The 16,689-nt window shown below is 51.6% G+C and carries 12 protein-coding genes; 4 read left to right on the forward strand and 8 right to left on the reverse strand.

Features of this window, described 5'->3' with window-relative positions; genetic code table 11:
- The 4 genes from kdpF to LAO76_26560 form a co-directional block, all read right to left on the reverse strand.
- Positions 1-90, reverse strand: a complete 90-nt coding sequence (kdpF, locus tag LAO76_26545; GenBank protein MBZ5494499.1) for a K(+)-transporting ATPase subunit F — start codon at positions 88-90, stop codon at positions 1-3.
- Positions 91-204: 114 nt separating this feature from the next.
- A complete protein-coding gene (locus tag LAO76_26550; protein ID MBZ5494500.1) occupies positions 205-1,611 on the reverse strand; it encodes a porin in 1,407 nt (468 codons plus the stop codon).
- A 953-nt stretch (positions 1,612-2,564) separates the two neighbouring features.
- The gene (locus LAO76_26555) at positions 2,565-3,260 is read right to left on the reverse strand and encodes a response regulator transcription factor (GenBank protein MBZ5494501.1); all 696 of its coding nucleotides are present in this window, start codon (positions 3,258-3,260) and stop codon (positions 2,565-2,567) included.
- Positions 3,261-3,371: 111 nt separating this feature from the next.
- Complete coding sequence (locus tag LAO76_26560; GenBank protein ID MBZ5494502.1) at positions 3,372-4,511, reverse strand: histidine kinase; 1,140 nt, start codon at positions 4,509-4,511, stop codon at positions 3,372-3,374.
- Between the two features lie 47 nt (positions 4,512-4,558).
- Between LAO76_26560 and LAO76_26565 the strand changes: the two genes are divergently transcribed.
- Positions 4,559-5,995, forward strand: a complete 1,437-nt coding sequence (locus LAO76_26565; GenBank protein MBZ5494503.1) for a DUF4118 domain-containing protein — start codon at positions 4,559-4,561, stop codon at positions 5,993-5,995.
- A 223-nt stretch (positions 5,996-6,218) separates the two neighbouring features.
- The gene (locus LAO76_26570; GenBank protein ID MBZ5494504.1) at positions 6,219-7,160 is read left to right on the forward strand and encodes an ABC transporter permease; all 942 of its coding nucleotides are present in this window, start codon (positions 6,219-6,221) and stop codon (positions 7,158-7,160) included.
- 99 nt (positions 7,161-7,259) lie between these two features.
- Here the strand turns inward: LAO76_26570 and LAO76_26575 are convergent, their stop codons facing one another.
- From LAO76_26575 to LAO76_26585, 3 genes are all read right to left on the reverse strand, one after another.
- Positions 7,260-10,778: a hypothetical protein gene (locus LAO76_26575; protein ID MBZ5494505.1), complete on the reverse strand. Its 3,519-nt coding sequence runs from the start codon at positions 10,776-10,778 to the stop codon at positions 7,260-7,262.
- A 55-nt stretch (positions 10,779-10,833) separates the two neighbouring features.
- Positions 10,834-11,652 (reverse strand): hypothetical protein, encoded by an 819-nt coding sequence (locus tag LAO76_26580; protein ID MBZ5494506.1) that lies wholly within the window; start codon positions 11,650-11,652, stop codon positions 10,834-10,836.
- A 1,185-nt stretch (positions 11,653-12,837) separates the two neighbouring features.
- Positions 12,838-13,203 (reverse strand): hypothetical protein, encoded by a 366-nt coding sequence (locus tag LAO76_26585; protein MBZ5494507.1) that lies wholly within the window; start codon positions 13,201-13,203, stop codon positions 12,838-12,840.
- A 1,139-nt stretch (positions 13,204-14,342) separates the two neighbouring features.
- Here LAO76_26585 and LAO76_26590 point away from each other — a divergent pair.
- Positions 14,343-14,558 (forward strand): helix-turn-helix domain-containing protein, encoded by a 216-nt coding sequence (locus tag LAO76_26590; protein ID MBZ5494508.1) that lies wholly within the window; start codon positions 14,343-14,345, stop codon positions 14,556-14,558.
- 355 nt (positions 14,559-14,913) lie between these two features.
- On the forward strand, positions 14,914-15,657 hold the full coding sequence (locus tag LAO76_26595; GenBank protein ID MBZ5494509.1) for a transposase: 744 nt from the start codon (positions 14,914-14,916) through the stop codon (positions 15,655-15,657).
- A gap of 605 nt (positions 15,658-16,262) precedes the next feature.
- On the opposite strand, the gene LAO76_26600 is transcribed toward LAO76_26595, so the two are convergent.
- A partial coding sequence (locus tag LAO76_26600) for a non-ribosomal peptide synthetase (protein ID MBZ5494510.1) occupies positions 16,263-16,689 on the reverse strand: 427 nt, incomplete at its 5' end.

Raw genomic sequence — 16,689 nt, forward strand, 5'->3', positions numbered from 1 at the left:
TCAGAATTTCTCCGGACGCAGAAGCGCGTAGATCAGGTAAACCATCAGCATCAGGCTGATGAACAGTACGCAAATGTTTTCGAAGTTCATCAGTCACCTCACTTCAATTTGTCGCAAGCGACCGTATAAGCGATCGCCAAGGTGAAAAACAGCAATGTGAAAAAGATCATCAATAAATCGAGCACGGCAAAACCTCCTCAACCCCTACCAGGCACCCTGCTTCTGGCCAAACCACCAGATGAGCCCCAGCGTGGCTGTGTTCTGCTCTTTCTTGAGCTTTCCTGGAATATCCGTCAGGAAAAACGGTTGATTGGAGAAGTCCCGCCGCCATTCCATGCGCGCGAGAAATCCGTCAGCGAATTTGTACTCTGCCGTCGCAGTTGTTTCCTTGAGCGCCTGCGTCGCGCCACTGAACAGCCCGCCACGATCCGAAAGGTACTCGCCGCGGCCAGCCAGCGCGAATTTCGGTGCAATCTGGTATCGCGCATAGGCCGCTCCACCGGTAACGTGCTGCGGAGCTGAATTGCTGAAGGCACGGTTCACAACGTAGTCAGCCTCGCCCACCAGCGTGAGTTTCGGCGTTGCATTCCAAGTCATGTACGTGTCGAAGATGTGCTCGCGGCCGTCAGGAGTTGGGGTGATGGTGCTCACGGGCAGGCCGGGTTGCGTGGGGCCGTTCGGGAAACCCGGGTTCAACACTGCATTTACATCGCGCTGTTCCTGCCCAAAGTAGTAGTTGACGTTCCAGCTGACGGTGCTTGCCGGCTTGAGAACCAATGCAAAATGCTGCGATTTGAACCCGTTGAAATCTTCAACCTGTTGCGCACCATTGGTGAGCATGTACGTGAAATTCAGCTTGGGGCTGAAGTTGTAACTTGCACGGAAGCCCATGTGGTAAAACGGCAGAAAGTTGAAGTAATAGGACCGCGAATAGTTGATCTGGTCCTTGTTGTAGTTGCCTTCCGACCCAAGCGAGCTTGCCCATTTGCCAAAATCCACTGTGAGTCCGCTTCCTACCGGGAAAATATAAGTGCCATAGGCCTGCCACACCGGGCGGTACACCTGCGGGCGAAGCTCATTGGCGGCGCTGCCCTGAACGGTTTCCGTGGCCTGGCCATACTGGAAATCGAGACGCACTCCATAGCGCCGTTTCAAATCAAGATCAGGCGCGCGCTCGATGACAAGATTCGCCTGATTGAGGCTGAAGCTGTTGCTGCTTACATCGTAGGCGCGAAGGAGATTTACGCGGCCGATCGGCTGGTTGAAGTTGTACCCGTAGTAGCCGTCGAGGGCGCCATTAATCGTTGTGCCATGGAAGAAATCCAGGATGGCGCGATCATCTTTGCTGATGGCCTGGGCCTCTGCCGCTGGCGGTGGAGCACTCGACTGTGCGGACACAATCTGCGCGGTGTTTGCCGGCTGAGAACCTGTGCCCTGATTACGCTCAAGCTGTTCGATTCTTGACTGAAGCTTCAGGACCAGCTCTCGCAATTGTTGAACTTCAGGACCGGACGATCTGATTTCCTGGGCTGCTGCTGGAACAGAGCAAAACAAGAGTTCACCAGTAAGTATCAACACGCTGACTACAGCAAGGCTTCGTTTGGAGCGCATAAACCACCCTTCTGGTCTAAACGCTTTAAATTCTCTGGTTTTGCTCAGATTTCGTTCCGTGACCCATATCACAGCGACCGAGAACACGTAGAGCAGCCCGCCCAGCAGATTCTGAGCGGGAATCAGTTTGTGCTCACTCTGGCTGTCCTGCATGAGCTCTGCCGCCTGGACTGCGTTTAAGCAGAGGGCTCCGGCAACAGCACCGACGATCAATTTGCTTACAAATACTTGACTTAATAGCTTCATAAATTCGCGCAATCCTCACCTTCCGAAAATAAATCTCTTGTCTGCAACAAGGGGGCCGCACAACCCGCAATTCTGCCAGTCCTGTGTTTTCAATCGACAGGGCCACTCAGTTGTTCCTGTAGTTGAAGCGCTAAGACTGTGGCTTAAGGAGAACAGGGGGATTGTTCTATTGAGCCGGCCAGAGAGCCGTGACATATCTCAAGACGACGACAACACTCTTGAACGAGCGTTCCTCTCTACAAGCCTCCGGTCCCCTTTATTAATGCAGCGTGCATTCGCACAAACGTTACTTGTACCTAAGCACTATGCAGGCCGGCCAGAGTGCAAAACGCTTCGCCCTGGAATTTCGATTACGCTTCCGGCATTCCGTGCATGGTCGTTTGTAGCCGCCGATCTGCTTACAGCGCTTTCCAGACGTACAACCAGACCAACAGCCTTGCGACCACGGTTCAACTCGCGACTAAAGCCTCGTAAACACCACAAAAGGGCGATGATTGCGATTAAGCCAAGAGCTCCAAATGCAATGGGGAGTGTCATAAACCACCTCCGGACCAGCCGTGTATTCATTCACACTGGCTCGGAACAAATTCAGTATTCAACAATCCCCATAAAAATGGCCTAAGCGAATCCTAAAAAAATCCTAAAGGCTTTAGATTCCCGCAAAATAAATGGAAATGAATGGCTTAGCTCGTGGCACTCAAAACAAGCTAAGTCTTTTCCGGTCGAAACCGGTACCCAATTCGCGGTTCGGTGACGATGTAGTGAGGTGTCTCATCCGGCTCAATCTTTTTTCTGAGTTGATTCATAAACACCCAAAGGTATTCTGCCGACTGCGAGCTTTGGTTTCCCCAGACAGCGCTTAACAGTGCCCGATGGGTCAGTACTTTGCCTGGATGATGCGCCATATACGCCAGGAGATCAAATTCGGTTGGAGTGAGATGGATCTCGTTACCTAGCACCGTGACAAGGTGGTTCTGTAAGTCGATGTGAAAGTCGCCTATGTCGATGGGCTCGGACGCTTCTTCCTTTCCAACGCTCGCCCGGCGCAAGCTCGCGCGAATCCGAGCTAAAAGCTCATTGATGCTGAAAGGCTTTGTAACGTAATCATCTGCGCCTTTATCAAGCGCTTCCACTTTATGTTTGTCCTCTCCTCGCACTGACAGCACAATAATGGGAACTTGAGATCGGTCCCGGATGCGTTTACAGAGTTCGATACCAGTCATCTTCGGCATGGACAGATCGGTGATCACAAGATCCGGCTTTGAAGTTTTGAATGCCTCCAAGCCGACTTCTCCATCATTTGCCACTTGGATCTCATAACCGTACATGGAGAGACTTGCCCGGAGCGTACGAGTGATCTGAGGCTCGTCGTCCACCACGAGAATTCTGGGCCGTTCGGCCATGCTGCGCCTCACATATCCGTTTGAACGGGATATGATTATTTGACCCTATTACGGCTAAAGAACGGCTAAAGAACACCTAAAGAAGTCCTGAATTCTTTATAAAGATGTCGCTCACTCGCCACCACGTCGGCCGCGTTCCTGGGTAACAATGTGCACGTCCAAAGCCGGGGCAGCGCGGAGAAAGCGTTGAATTGCTGTTAGATAGAGATATTGTTCCCATCCACGCACAGCCGAGCGGCCGAAAATAATTTGCGTGATCTTGTATTCCTTAGCAAAAGCAGCGACTGTCTTGGGAACGTCCTTTCCCTGTAAAGTAACGATCTTCGCCTTGAGGTTCTCCGCGAAGCGCTGGTTCGCTGTTAGTGACTGGCGGTCTTCTTCTGCCATCTCCTCGCCGGTATCGACGTGAACCACATAAAACTCAGCAGCGTCGACACCTCGCGCAAGCCGGGCGCCTCTTGCAATCAGTTGCTGCGATGAGCTTTCCGCGCTGATGCAAACTGCGATGCGCTCGCTCACACCCCAACTCTGGTCAATGTTCTTCTTCTGGAGGTATTCATCCAGGCTGCGATCTACCGAATGGGTGACGTGCCGCAACGCAAGTTCACGAAGGGCCAGCAGATTGCCGCGACGGAAGAAATTGGTGAGTGCTTTGTCCGCCCGTTCGACGGGGTAGATGTCGCCCCGACGCATTCGCGTTTGCAGCGCTTCCGGGGTGAGGTCCGCCAAAACGATCTCATCCGCGCGTTCCAGCACCCAGTCAGGAACAGTCTCACGTACCTGGATTCCAGTGATGCTCTGCACGATCGGGGTTGCGCTCTCGACGTGCTGGACGTTCAATGTGGCAAGGACATCGATATTGGCCTTGAGGATTTCGATTACGTCCTCATATCGTTTTTTATGGCGACTTCCTTCGACGTTGGTGTGAGCCAGTTCATCAATCAATACCACTGCGGGTTTTCTGGCAACGATCGCATCGACATCCATCTCGTCAAACAGAGTTCCCTTGTATTCCAGCCGACGCCTCGGGACCTGTTCCAGCTGTGAAGCCAGCTCGGCTACGCCCTTGCGTCCATGGGTTTCGATGATTCCGGCGACGACGTCTTCTCCACGCTGTTTGCGGCGAAGCGCTTCGCTGAGCATGTTGTATGTCTTTCCGACACCCGGGGCATATCCTAGGAATAGCTTGAAAATGCCGGCCTTTTTTTCCGCCGCCGTCTGTTCAAGCCATTGTTCCGGAGTCTTAGCCATGACAACACCATCCTGAATCAATGCGAACCTCAGCTACAATCAGCGGTGTGAAACTCTCCTGGATCACGCTTTTCAGGTCCGCCATTGCGGCATTGACGCTTTTCGTCATCGTCGTCGTCTACTTCAAATACATACATGTTAATCCCACCACGGTCGCGCTCAGCTTGCTGGTCGCGATTTTGGTCGTATCCGCGGCCTGGGGTTTTAGGTATGCGATTGCCATGTCTATCGCGGCGACGCTCTGCTTCAATTTCTTCTTCTTGCCGCCGGTGGGCACCTTTACTATAGCCGACCCGCAAAACTGGGCGGCGCTTCTCGCATTTCTGTTCACCGGGCTTGTCGCCAGTCACCTTTCCGAACGTGTCCGGCGCGAAGCCCGTGAATCGCGGAGGAGACGCATTGAAGTTGAGAAGTTATATGCATTTTCTCAGAGGCTTCTCCTCGCGGATAACACAGCTGAATTGCTGAAATCCATTCCTTTTCATGTGCTGGAGATTTTTGGGGTGCGGGAGGCTGCCCTCCACATTTCCGGCAAGGACCAGATTTACCGCTCTGGTGCAGGCACCGAAGAACTCCCCAGCAACATTCTCAAAGATGTTTCTTCGTCCGGAGATCTCACGGTTAGCGCTGAAAAGGGAATCTCAGTTGTGCCGCTGAGAATGGGCGTTAAAACGATGGGGAGTCTGGCAATGCGCGGCGAGATGCTCTCGTACGAAACTTTAGAAGCCGTTGGTGGCCTAGTTGCCATTGCCGTAGAGCGGGCCGAGGCTCTCGAAAAGCTGATGCGCAATGAGGCCTCTCGCGAGAGTGAACGTTTGCGTTCCGCCTTGCTCGATTCAATTACTCACGAGTTCCGTACGCCGTTAACATCGATTAAAGCATCGATCAGCAGCCTGAAATCTGAGGCAAAGATGAACGATGAACAGCGGCGTGATTTTGAGGACATCATCGATGAAGAAAGCGACCGGCTTAACCGGCTGATCGGTGAAGCGGTTGAGATGGCTCAACTCGATGCCAAAGAGGTGAAACTAGAACTGGAGCCGCACCCTATTCTTGAGCCGGTCCAAGCCGCTCTTGAAGAGTCGAAGAATACCATCGCCGGTCACCCAGTGGAGGTTCGCATTCCTGAGAGTTTGCCCAAAGCAATGATGGATGTGACTTGGATCAAAAAAGTATTGCAGCATCTCATCGAGAACGCGGCGAAATACTCGGATGCCGGACAGCCCATCTTTATCAGCAGTGAGGTCCGCAATGGAAGGCTGATTACCAGCGTTGCTGACCGTGGAGTTGGAATTGATGACCTCGAAAGGTCAATGATCTTCGACAAGTTCTACCGTGGCCAGGGGCAGCGATACAGGATCCAGGGTACAGGGATGGGCCTGGCGATTGTCAAAGCGATTGTTGAAGCGCACGGTGGTCGAATCGAGGTCAGCAGCCAGTTGGGCCACGGTTCGGTATTTTCATTTGGCCTTCCAGTTGTGTGATCCCCGCCGATGGTATCTGGCCGAATGGCTGGGCCAAATTTTCATCGCGCCTTTAGGCTTTCTTTAGGGTCCGGCAAGTAGCATTGGGTTCGAAGGGCCCACCAATGCTGCACGTCCTCGGCCGCGTTCTGGAGATCATATTCTTCGTTGGCCTTGCCGGTTCCGCAATGGTCGCAATACTTGCATTCATCGGCGATGTCCGTGATTTCTCGAAAAGGACTGATTGCCACACTCGACCGTGATAGGCATCACGGAGTGGTTTTGTAACGGCGGCTACGCTAAGAGTAGCCAAAGATTTGCCAGCGAGCCCCTTCAGGTGGAATATGAATCAATTTTGCCCGGCTTCTTCCGGACCATGCGGCTTCCGTTGCTTGAGGGCCGTGATTTTACGGATGCAGATCGTGACAACGCGCCCACAGTCGTAATTCTGGATAACGTTCTTGCCGCCAAACTGTGGCCGGGACAAAACCCGCTAGGCAAGCAGGTCGGGATGAGTGCGCGCGCCGGTGGAACCTCCCGCGCGCTTGAAGTTGTGGGAATTGTGCAAGAGATCAAGCATTTTGGCCCTGAGGCAAAAGTAAGATGGATGCAAGTCTATGTGCCCCAGTACCAGGATCCATCGCCGACATTGTCATTCGTGCTTAATGCGGCTATGCCGGAAGCAGCAGTCAAACCCACTATAGACAAGGTGATTCACGAATTGGACAAAGACCTGCCAATCGAGAATTTCCAGACCATGGACACTTACTTGGATAATTATCTCAGCCCCCGCAGGGTAAGCCTCCTCTTGCTTAGCGCTTTTGCTGGGACAGGAATCGTTTTGGGAATGATTGGCATTTACGGCGTGGTCGCAGCAGCAGTGCTTCGCCGGCGGCGGGAAATCGCAATCCGCATGGCGATGGGAGCAACCGTCTTTGGCACAATCGCGCTTATTACCCGGTTTGGTCTTCTTGCGGCTTCGGGCGGCATTCTGATTGGCTCAGCTATAGTGATGAGTTTGACCCGCGTCCTTGCCTCACTCCTAATTGGAGTGAACGTCCTTAGCCCAGGAGTCTATTTTGCCAGTGCATTTGTCATATTCACGCTGGCGGTCATCGCCAGTCTAATCCCGGCGATGAGACTCATGCGATTCAACGTTCAGGAAATTTTGCGCCAACAGGCATGAACATTTGCAATTGACTCGGGCTGGACGTAAAATCCTGCTAACATATACATGCACTTTTCACGCTGAGTGTTCAGGTACAGACTTGGGTCACCTACGAATTCAGCCGCAGCTTGGCTGAATTTTCGCGGTCTCGAATAACGAATGACTACGCCAGGCAAAAGGCAAGCAGTACGACCGAATCGCGGCAGTTCCCTGCGACCACGTGGCGAGAGTCCGCGCAGCCGCTTCCTGTATGTTGATGTAACGAAGGAGGAACAAAAGCAAATCCATGAATACTGCCTGGACGGCAGAATTATTCCAATAAATAGAGTAAATATGCTGTCCAGCGCCCTCGTAGAAGGTCATCAGATCAATCGGCGTTCCGGTAGCGATGGTGGTCAGCTTGCTTCCTGCCGCCGCCACTGCCGCACCAGTCATGCTAGTCAAATTGTTAGTGATCCATGCCGTGCCACTCCAAACAATGCGGTTGAGGTTTTGGTTTGTGTCGAGGAACAATGCATGAATGTTGCCTGTGGTTCCCCACATAGCGGCAGAAATTGAGCCGTTCGGGGCCATGAGATTTGTCGCTCCAGATAGGCTATGAAGGTCGGCATTCGACCACGTAGTCGTTGGGGCATACCAATAAACGCAGAAAAGGTGCTGATTGGCGCCTTCATAAAACATCATCGGCGTATTTGAGCTGCCAGTGTCAACGATCGCCATCTTTGTATTTGATACCGGCGATGCACCGGTGAGTACGGTCATATCGAGGTTCTGCCAGACGCTGCCGGTCCAGTTCATGTCATAAATGTGCTGGTTCGCACCCTGATAAAAAACGTGAATCACACTTCCGAGGGCCACAGCGGCAATTGAGCTACCAGCCAAGGGAAGCCCCGCCTCACTCATGCTCGTGAGATCCTGGTCGAACCAACTTGAACTATTCCAAGACATCTGACAAAGGTGCTGGTTTGTATCAAAATAAAACGTGTGCGAACTGCCATCACTTAATGTCACGCTTGCAAGGGCTGTTCCAGTCGCCGCCAAATGAGGTGAGCCTGCGGCCACCCAAGTCGAGCTAAATGCGCCGCTAATGCTGACGCTTGCCGTGGCCTGAACTCCCGAAGATCCAGCTCCTCCCGGTTCGTCAACTTCGATCAATCGTCCCAGTCCGTCGGTTACAGTCCGTCTTGGCTTTCCGGCCTCATCCGTGACAGTAACTGAGTTTCCATTGTACGAATATCTGGTCGTACCCCCATCTTGAGAAGTGATAGTTGTCGGTCGATTTAAAATGTCATAGAGGTAAGAGGCAAAACCCCAGGTGGATTCGCCGCAATTTGTATCTGGCGGATTGCAACGCGTCGGGTTATTAACTTTGCTTTTGCGGTTCAAAAAGTCATAAGAGATTGGGCTATAGACTGTGCCCTGAGGATCGCTTGTAATCGCCTTTTGAACCGTACGGCCCAGATCATCCAGCTTATCTATGTCGATGAGGTCTTGTGTTGACGTGATTGATCTTGTTGTCGTAAAAGTTAAAGGCAAAGATGCTTCATTATAAGACTTGGTTATCTTGCCCCGAACGCCGCTGTCGTCGGGAGGAAACTGCGTCTGGAGTAGGCGATCCAATGGCTCGGCGTTTCCTGAGGAGTCGGCGTAGCTGAAGTTTGTCGTGTTGTTGTTCAGATCGGTGGAACTCGCCAATTTCCCAGTGCAAGAATTATAGGTGGAACTGGAGAACTGAGATTTAGCATTTGTAACTTTCGTCACGTATGCTGCAGAATTTCCGCTACTCGGCGCACAGATTGCATTACCCCATGCGTCGGTATAGCTGAATGTTGTTTTATGTAGCCCTGGGTCCGTTGTCGATGTAATGTTACCGGCATCATCATACTGATTTCTTGTCACCAGAAAAGAGCCATCCGAAGTCAGCAGGCGCGACACCGCTGTCAGGTTTCCACGAGTCGTATATGCCGTGCTGAATACCGCATCGTGCTGAACTGCACCGCTTAAGGACAGCCCGTCAGTGTAGTTGTCATATTCGAAGACTCCCTTTCCGGCGATATGCCCAGCTCCGTCACTGATCGTGATTGCTGTTGGCTTGCTAAGAATATTTACAGTTACATCTGCGGGATTATCGGATGTGTACGTAGCATCAGTAACGCGAGTCGCAGTTGCTGGAGCAGTACCTGTATAAAAGTCCCACTCGCGTACCTCTGTAAGATTAGGTATTGACCAAGAATATTCAGTCTTCTTCGATAAGGTTGATCCATTAAATGGCAGGCTAGTCGTAACTCGAATGGGAAAAAGCCTCGCAGTTGACAGAAAATCATAGTCTTTTGTGACCGTCTGAAGAGTGTTACCAGCCGGGTCGCGACTGATAGAGCTCGTCATCCATGCTGCTGATTGATCGCGCACTGTGAAGATATAGACAATAGATGAGTGATCGGGCATGACAGCCGTTACTTGGTGAACACCATCTACCTCCGTTGGAGGGGTCGGAATTGGACAGCTGCTAAAACGCGATGTCACTAATAACGGTGTATACGACCAGACATTTCCTTCAGAAGTTCGGGATGAAACCCACCTGCTGCGGCTGCATTGTGAATCGACAAAGGTCGTATAAGTGTATTGGACCACGGCACCGCCGGGCAAAGTAATGCTCTTGAGCAAACCATAATTGCCGGATGCAGTTCCTGAATCATAATCGAATTGATATAGCGTGTTGTTAGGTAGCCTTACACTTTGGATGACAGAAAGTGAACCCTGATATTCGGTCATAAAAGATGGACCAAAGGCTGTATGCACATTGATAGTTGTCGTGGTTATGGTGTATCGCGATCGAGTTCCCTGTGAATTCAGAACGTCTAGATAAATAAGATTTCCCTGGACGGTCTTTAATACTGGATTACGACCGACGAAATCCACGACCCCGTTGGCATTGTGGCCATATATGTTTCCGTTTGAATCCTCACCTGTTGATACTATGTTTCCGTAGTTATCATAAACAACGGCTTGCGTATATCCGGTGACCGACATGAAATATCCAGAACCATCATCGGCATAAGCAGAACCATTGGGAGCATCAGGAATACAGTCGAGCGAAGGGCTTGGGGAATTATAGGTAAAAATTGGAAATGTCTTGGAAAGACCGTCGGGAGAAAGATAGCTAAAGTTTGAAAATGTAAAATACTTATCGGTAATGCCGCCCGGAGCGATAGTGCACTGTGTCTCAGACACACCATAATTGATACCTGGGCACGGTCCATCAGGGAATCCCCCAAACAAAAAACAGCCACTACCAATATCTTCCCTGTCGGACGTGATGACCCTCCAGCCGCCGAGGGAGTCAATCATAGCATTTGGCCTCCACACGTTACCAAATGGAATGCCATAAAGCTGGCTGTCATAAACGAGTTTGAGATTGAATGGAGCTTTGCCTCTTTGCGCTAAAGAAGCAAGCGGAATGTCTAGATGCAGACTGCCATTAGCTACATTAATCGCACCCATTTCGACGGGGTCATTTACAGAAAAATCTGGAATGCCGATTCGCTCGAGATAATCGTCTGGCACTTGAGCGACGAGCGTGTAGTGGTGGCACAACATTGCCAAACCTATAGCAATCATTATGGCGCGGAGCTTCATCGGAATATGTCCTCGGTTCAAATGGGTAACTTCTTAACCAACAGTGAAACCAAGACTAACGATCAAAGGCATCAGGCTGAACCCCTGAGCTCAAGGAGCAGGTGCCCAAATGGAGCGTCGAAAGGTGCTGCCCTCCCTGCTTTTCCTCTATAGAGAAAGGCAAAACTAAACCTGACACCATTCTGAAATCAGAAAACACTAGCTGGCGAACCAACACCACATGGCGACGGTTAGCCAACACCAGAGGATGTGCAAATTGCACTATCATCAAGCTGGTCTTTTCAATGCAGAGCTTAAAAGTTCTGAGTTGTTGCAGCTTTAAATCATTTTGCAATTGCGTTGGAATCGGCTGCACAATCTGTATTCGATACGCGTCGTTACAGCCCATATCGTCATTTCCCGCATCGAAGGAAATGCTGGTACGAGGGTCTTCCACAGCTTCGACGATGTGGGGCAACATGAAGATCAACAACCCCATGTGTCTAGCATTCTGACCAAGGATGGCATGCGACCCGGAGTGGTCGGAAACCGAACCAGTGCCATGATTGAGAATTATGGAATCTGTCCGGTCCGGCAAGCGTACATCCATCCTTGCTTGATCCTGCCCTTTAGCCAGGATGCGAGCGTCGCCTTGAACATCCCCATCAGACCATGAGTAAGTAATTGTCCCCGTTGCACTAAAATCCTGTGCGGCTTTAATTTGAGCTTTGCCTCCCGCCACCGTAAAGGCATGTTCTAGCACGTTGAGGGCAGATTGGTCTCTTACTGGCGATGGGCCTGCGGACTTGGCAACGAGGCTTTGGGCGCGTGCGTAAGATGAGCCGAGGACGATAATAATTAGAAGTACAATCCAAAATGCTTTTTGTGGCTTCATAGCAAACGGTCTCCGAATTCAGTCATCCGGTTTCAAGAGTTAACGATCTTGCCAAACAAGTAAACAGCAGGATCTTGCTGAGTGGAAGAAACTAACAGAGCTGAAAGATGAATTGCAAGGATTTACTTCAGTTCGATGCCAAAAGTTTTGCTTCGGAAAAAGACCGGATTTGGTAACCCTATGGTAATTAACATACTCAAAAACACTTGTCCTTTCGAAGTCGGCCATCACCGGTCGCGAACAGAGGTAGCTAGAGCGTTTTCATCCTTGTGTGCTGTTGGTATGATTACAACTTTGAAGCGTGCCAGTCTCGTCAAAGGAGACGCTCTTGGACGCTGTAACTATCATCGCGGAGTTGGAGGCGGAACGTGACCGGCTTAATAGTGCTATTGCAGCATTGCGTGGAAATCGAGTCACATTCCGAAAGAGTTCCGGTAAGCCGGATGGCAGGAAAAGGCCACCATCGGCAGCAATCAGGCGAAAGCTCAGCCGAGCCACGAAGAAACGTTGGATCGAATGGAGGAAGAAGCGAGCAGCAGACTGACTCTCAAACTTCGCGAGACTTAGGCATCCGAATTGTTCCTTCTGACGCCCTTGGGACTGCGCATATGAGTAGGTAATGTTGCTCCGAGTTCAAAAACAAATCCTCTGCTTTTGGATCTTCTATCCACAGAGAGATGATGATTCGAATTTAACTTTTCACGCCTTGTGTGCCGGTTGCTTGTTTGGCAAAATTGAAAATGAATTCGGCGAGTATGTCCCAAGTTCGACGTTAGCACGAGGTGGTCCACCGTATGTATCAAAGATTTGATCACGAATGCAGGCGTTCTGGGCGACGTCGCCAACGTCGCTTACGGGCAGGCAATGTTACGATCAGCTCAAAATCTACTCCTCTGCGATTGCATGTATGCTCTTGTGAGGCAGTAGACGAAGGCGGGGATTACGCTGGCTCATGGAACTCCTTGAAGTAAGCAGCTTTCACTGACGCGACGATCTCGAACTCCATTTTGTCCGGATTGCGCTCCAAACCTCGGGACTCCTGGTATGGCAGCACTCCTTCTCAGAAATGGTCTCTTGGGAAGCTTATGGAAAATCGGTGCACGAATGAGTTGCCGAGGGAAATCTCAAGAATTTAACAAGTTTCTACAAGAATCTCCGCTTTGTACGAATGGTGTCCTTTGGCGACTACCAGGCTGACATGCCGCGCTTCACTTTCCAGTTCTTCCAGTCCGAGATGACGCGATGCGGGAACAGCAATAACTTCGGCAAACAAAGAGTGGACAATGACGCAACAGTGACGGCAGGGCGGCAATAGGGGTGGTTGACATAGCATCTCTTAAGGAACCGCCAGAGCCGGCTGAACGCGCCCTGATCAGCATAGAGGCAGATCACAAGATGCTCTTTCGCCGGGATGGTGATGAGATCCAGACTCTTCCACATTGCGCCTGTGTGGTGGAGCACGCCCCAGGAATACACAATGTCAAACTGTCCCAGCGAGCGCAGATACGGCTCGTCCAGAGCTGAGCCCCCTTCAGCCGGCCAGTTGGCCATAGGGGCAAAGCGGCGCTTCATCTCGGCAGTACAGGCCACGCTTTTCGGATCGTAATCAAAAGATGAGACACGGGCCGCGCCGAGGCGTACAGCGGCAGAGAATGAATTCCGCTACCGGACCCGACATCCAGGAAAGATTTTCCGCTGAGGTCGCCGACCATTTCAGCAAGACGGCCGCATGCTTCCGCTATATGTTTTTCATCGACGAGGGAAAGAAACCGGGTCCTAATAAGGGCTCAGTGGCATCCACAGCGCAGCTAATTTCAATATATGCGCCAAGGCACCAAGTTCGTGGTTGATCAGAGACGGGCCGGCTTTTTCGTGGTCCGTGCCCGGCGCGCTGCGCCAGCGTTGATAGTCGCGGAGGTCTCCTTCATGAAAAGAGGAGAGTCTCCGGTTGGGATCAAAAAAGCTCATGAGCGTCCGGAAATGGTATTTGTACGCTTCGAGCGACCTGGGGCTCAGGTGTTGCTTCCGCCTGGCTTATATCTCGCATGCACTGTTGAGACGCAGTTCCGGTGACAATGGGGGCTTTTGCATTTTAGTTTTTTCGGTAAACATTGCGCGATGATAAATGCGCGTACGAAACAACAGGTCAAGCAACAAGCGCTCGTGCAGAGATGACTAAGACCGACTTGGAGTCTTGGTTACCGATGGGAGTCAGATAGGTCCCGATCTCCTATATCGTCCCCCGATTACGTTGAGAACCGATTTTCCAATCTCCATTGCTATGGGCTGGCAAGGGGCTATATATTTCCACACATCATTATTCCCTTCTCTCGGTTCAAGAGTTTCTGCTCCGATTGGCCGGGGCATCTTTTATGTTGAAAGAGTTCTCCGCTTCCAAAAATGATCCATCCCCGCTCGCGGGCTGGCTCTTTGAAAGTAGCCTCTGCCTCGCATCAGACATACCGCACGGTAACCAGTGATGTAAGGGACAATGTAATAGACCCCCGCTGCAGATAATTCACGATCTGCTTCTCCTGATGGCCGACCCTGATCCGCAGATATGATGCAGGGACACGGGGGCCGGGAGCTTCGCCTTAATCTGAATCGCCCTCTTTCTTGAATGGCTTCCCCAAAAGAATGTTATCTAAACACGGTTTGTATTGCAAACACGACAGGGCATTATTCCATAGATGCCAGCCGATCTGCTTATAATAGTGGGTGACCGAATTCGCCGACGCAGAAAACTTGCCGGGTGGACTCAGGTCCAGTTGGCGGAGAGGATTGGCATTGATCGCAGTTTTCTGGCCGACGTCGAAAGAGGAAAACGCAACATTTCGATCCTCAATCTGTATCTCATTGCGAAAGCGCTCAAAGTATCGCTATCGCAGCTTTTGACCAAATTATAGTAATGGTTCCCGAGATCGCTCGACAAGGAATGGGCGATTTCCCTTCCTGTAGCGCGGTCAAGACTCTGCAACGGCAGGAGCCATTTATCAACCAAACACCAGCATATCATTGGCCCTGATCAGCACGTGCACATGATATTCAAACAATATAAATTTGGGCGCTTGGGGAAATCACGACATCAACTCTTATGCTGGAGCGCCAACGAATGTGCTTCCCGCGCTTCCTAAGAAGCGTCGGCGGTCAGTTTCGGCGCGGCTGGTGACGTAAATTCCTTTGTGTAAAAGCGAGAGGGTGTAAGTTGGTTTTGGCCTAACGAGCTAAAACCGAATCCTGAGAAAAGGAGCCTTACACCCGATGGCGAAAGTAACAGAGATCACCGAGCATTTCCAACATTTTGTGAGCGAACTGCAGGACAGCTTTTGGGGCGATATGTATGGCCGGACGCGTGTTGCGTGGCGGCAGTTTTGGAATGCGGATTCGCTGCGGGCGCGCGATCAGTGGATGGAACTGGATCCCTATCAACGGGCCGACGGCGAGCGTGAATATCGCAACGGCTTTTATGAGCGCGACTACGTGACCCGGATGGGAACGATCCGGCTGCGGATCGCGCGGACACGGAACAAGAACTTTCTGCCGGCGGGGCTGGAGAGATTTCAGCGGCGGGCCGAAGAAGTAGCGATGCTGATCCGGGAGGCTTTTCTGCGCGGGATCAGCACACGCCAGGTGGGGCGGGTGGTAGCCATTCTGACCGACGAAGCGGTAAGCGCGCAAACGGTTTCCACCCTGACACGGAATCTGGATCAGGCGGTGCGGCAGTTTCATCAAGCCCGGCTGGAAGATGAATGGGCCTATTTGTTTCTGGATGGAGTGAGCTTGGGGGTACGTCGTCCGGCGGAGCGGAAACGGGTGCAAATGCTGGTGGCCTACGGGGTGCGGCGCGACGGCAGCCGGCAGTTGCTGGCCTTTCTGCGCAGCCAGGGCGAGAGTCAAAGCGATTGGGAAGGACTCCTCCAGGATCTGTACCCCCTTTGTCCAACCGTTATCGCTCGGAAGAGTGATTCAGATACCGCAGGTCGTTGGCTTGCATTATCGCTATGAACGACGCGCAGGGTTTTGAGCTGCGGGCACAGGGCGTGGACGCATCCGCCATCCGATCTGTTCTTTCGGTTTGGACTGGTAGGTGCAGTGACCTTCGGGAGTTGGGTATCGCTTTCCTTAATCTCTGACATCTTACTTTTGAAACGGATTCAAGAACGCAGTGGCAAAGCCATAACGAAAGTGAAGAATGACGGCTGAAGCCAAGGCTAAGATCAGTGCCGCAGCAAAACGCCGCTGGGCAAAATGGCGCAAAGCAACGAAGAAGGACCAGAAGAAATAAGCCGTGCCTGTGTATAGGTCGGGGGCGTGCCGAAGTTGAGTAATTTTATGGATGGTCTAAACTTCTGAACAATGACTGCGTTTGACATAAAGTACGCTGCCTTGAACTTTCAAGATCCGATCTCGTCGAGTTGGAGTGAAGAGCTCTGCCGGGAGTTGGAAGAGCAATTTCAGGACGGGCAGCTGACCTGGGCAAAATGATCCCCACATGGTCTTGGAGTTCCCGCGAAATCTGCAGGGTTATGAAACGACACAGAAAGAGTGCCAGGCGACCTTTGGCGTTATGTGCGCCGTCGTGATCCCCAGTACCAAGTAATTTCGCAAGTTCATACTAACCTTTCATACTGGTCATCGGCGGCTATTATGTTCAATACCTGTATGTAGTTCCCTGCCATCTGCTCCATATACCAACCCTCAAACACATCCTTGTTATATGCCCAATAGAACCCAATCTCCCCATCCTGTTCCCACGCATGCACCTCCAGGTCAAAGCGCACGTGCCCTGGTTCCAGCCTTTCCTGATACATACTAAGTTTCGAGACAGCCGGCTCATGTGGTGAATTGTTTTGCAGAGCAAACATCACCTGGAAGATTGGCGTCGTATTCAGCGTCCGCTGCGGCGAGAGCTCTTCCACCACCTTCTCGAACGGCACTTCCTGGTGTCGATATCCTTCCAGCGCCTTCCGCCTCACCTCCCCCACCAGTTCACGCAAGCTCCTCCGTCCCTCCACTCTCACCCGCATCGCCAGCGTG

It is taken from the genome of Terriglobia bacterium, assembly GCA_020072645.1.
Taxonomy (GTDB): Bacteria; Acidobacteriota; Terriglobia; order Terriglobales; family Acidobacteriaceae; genus Angelobacter.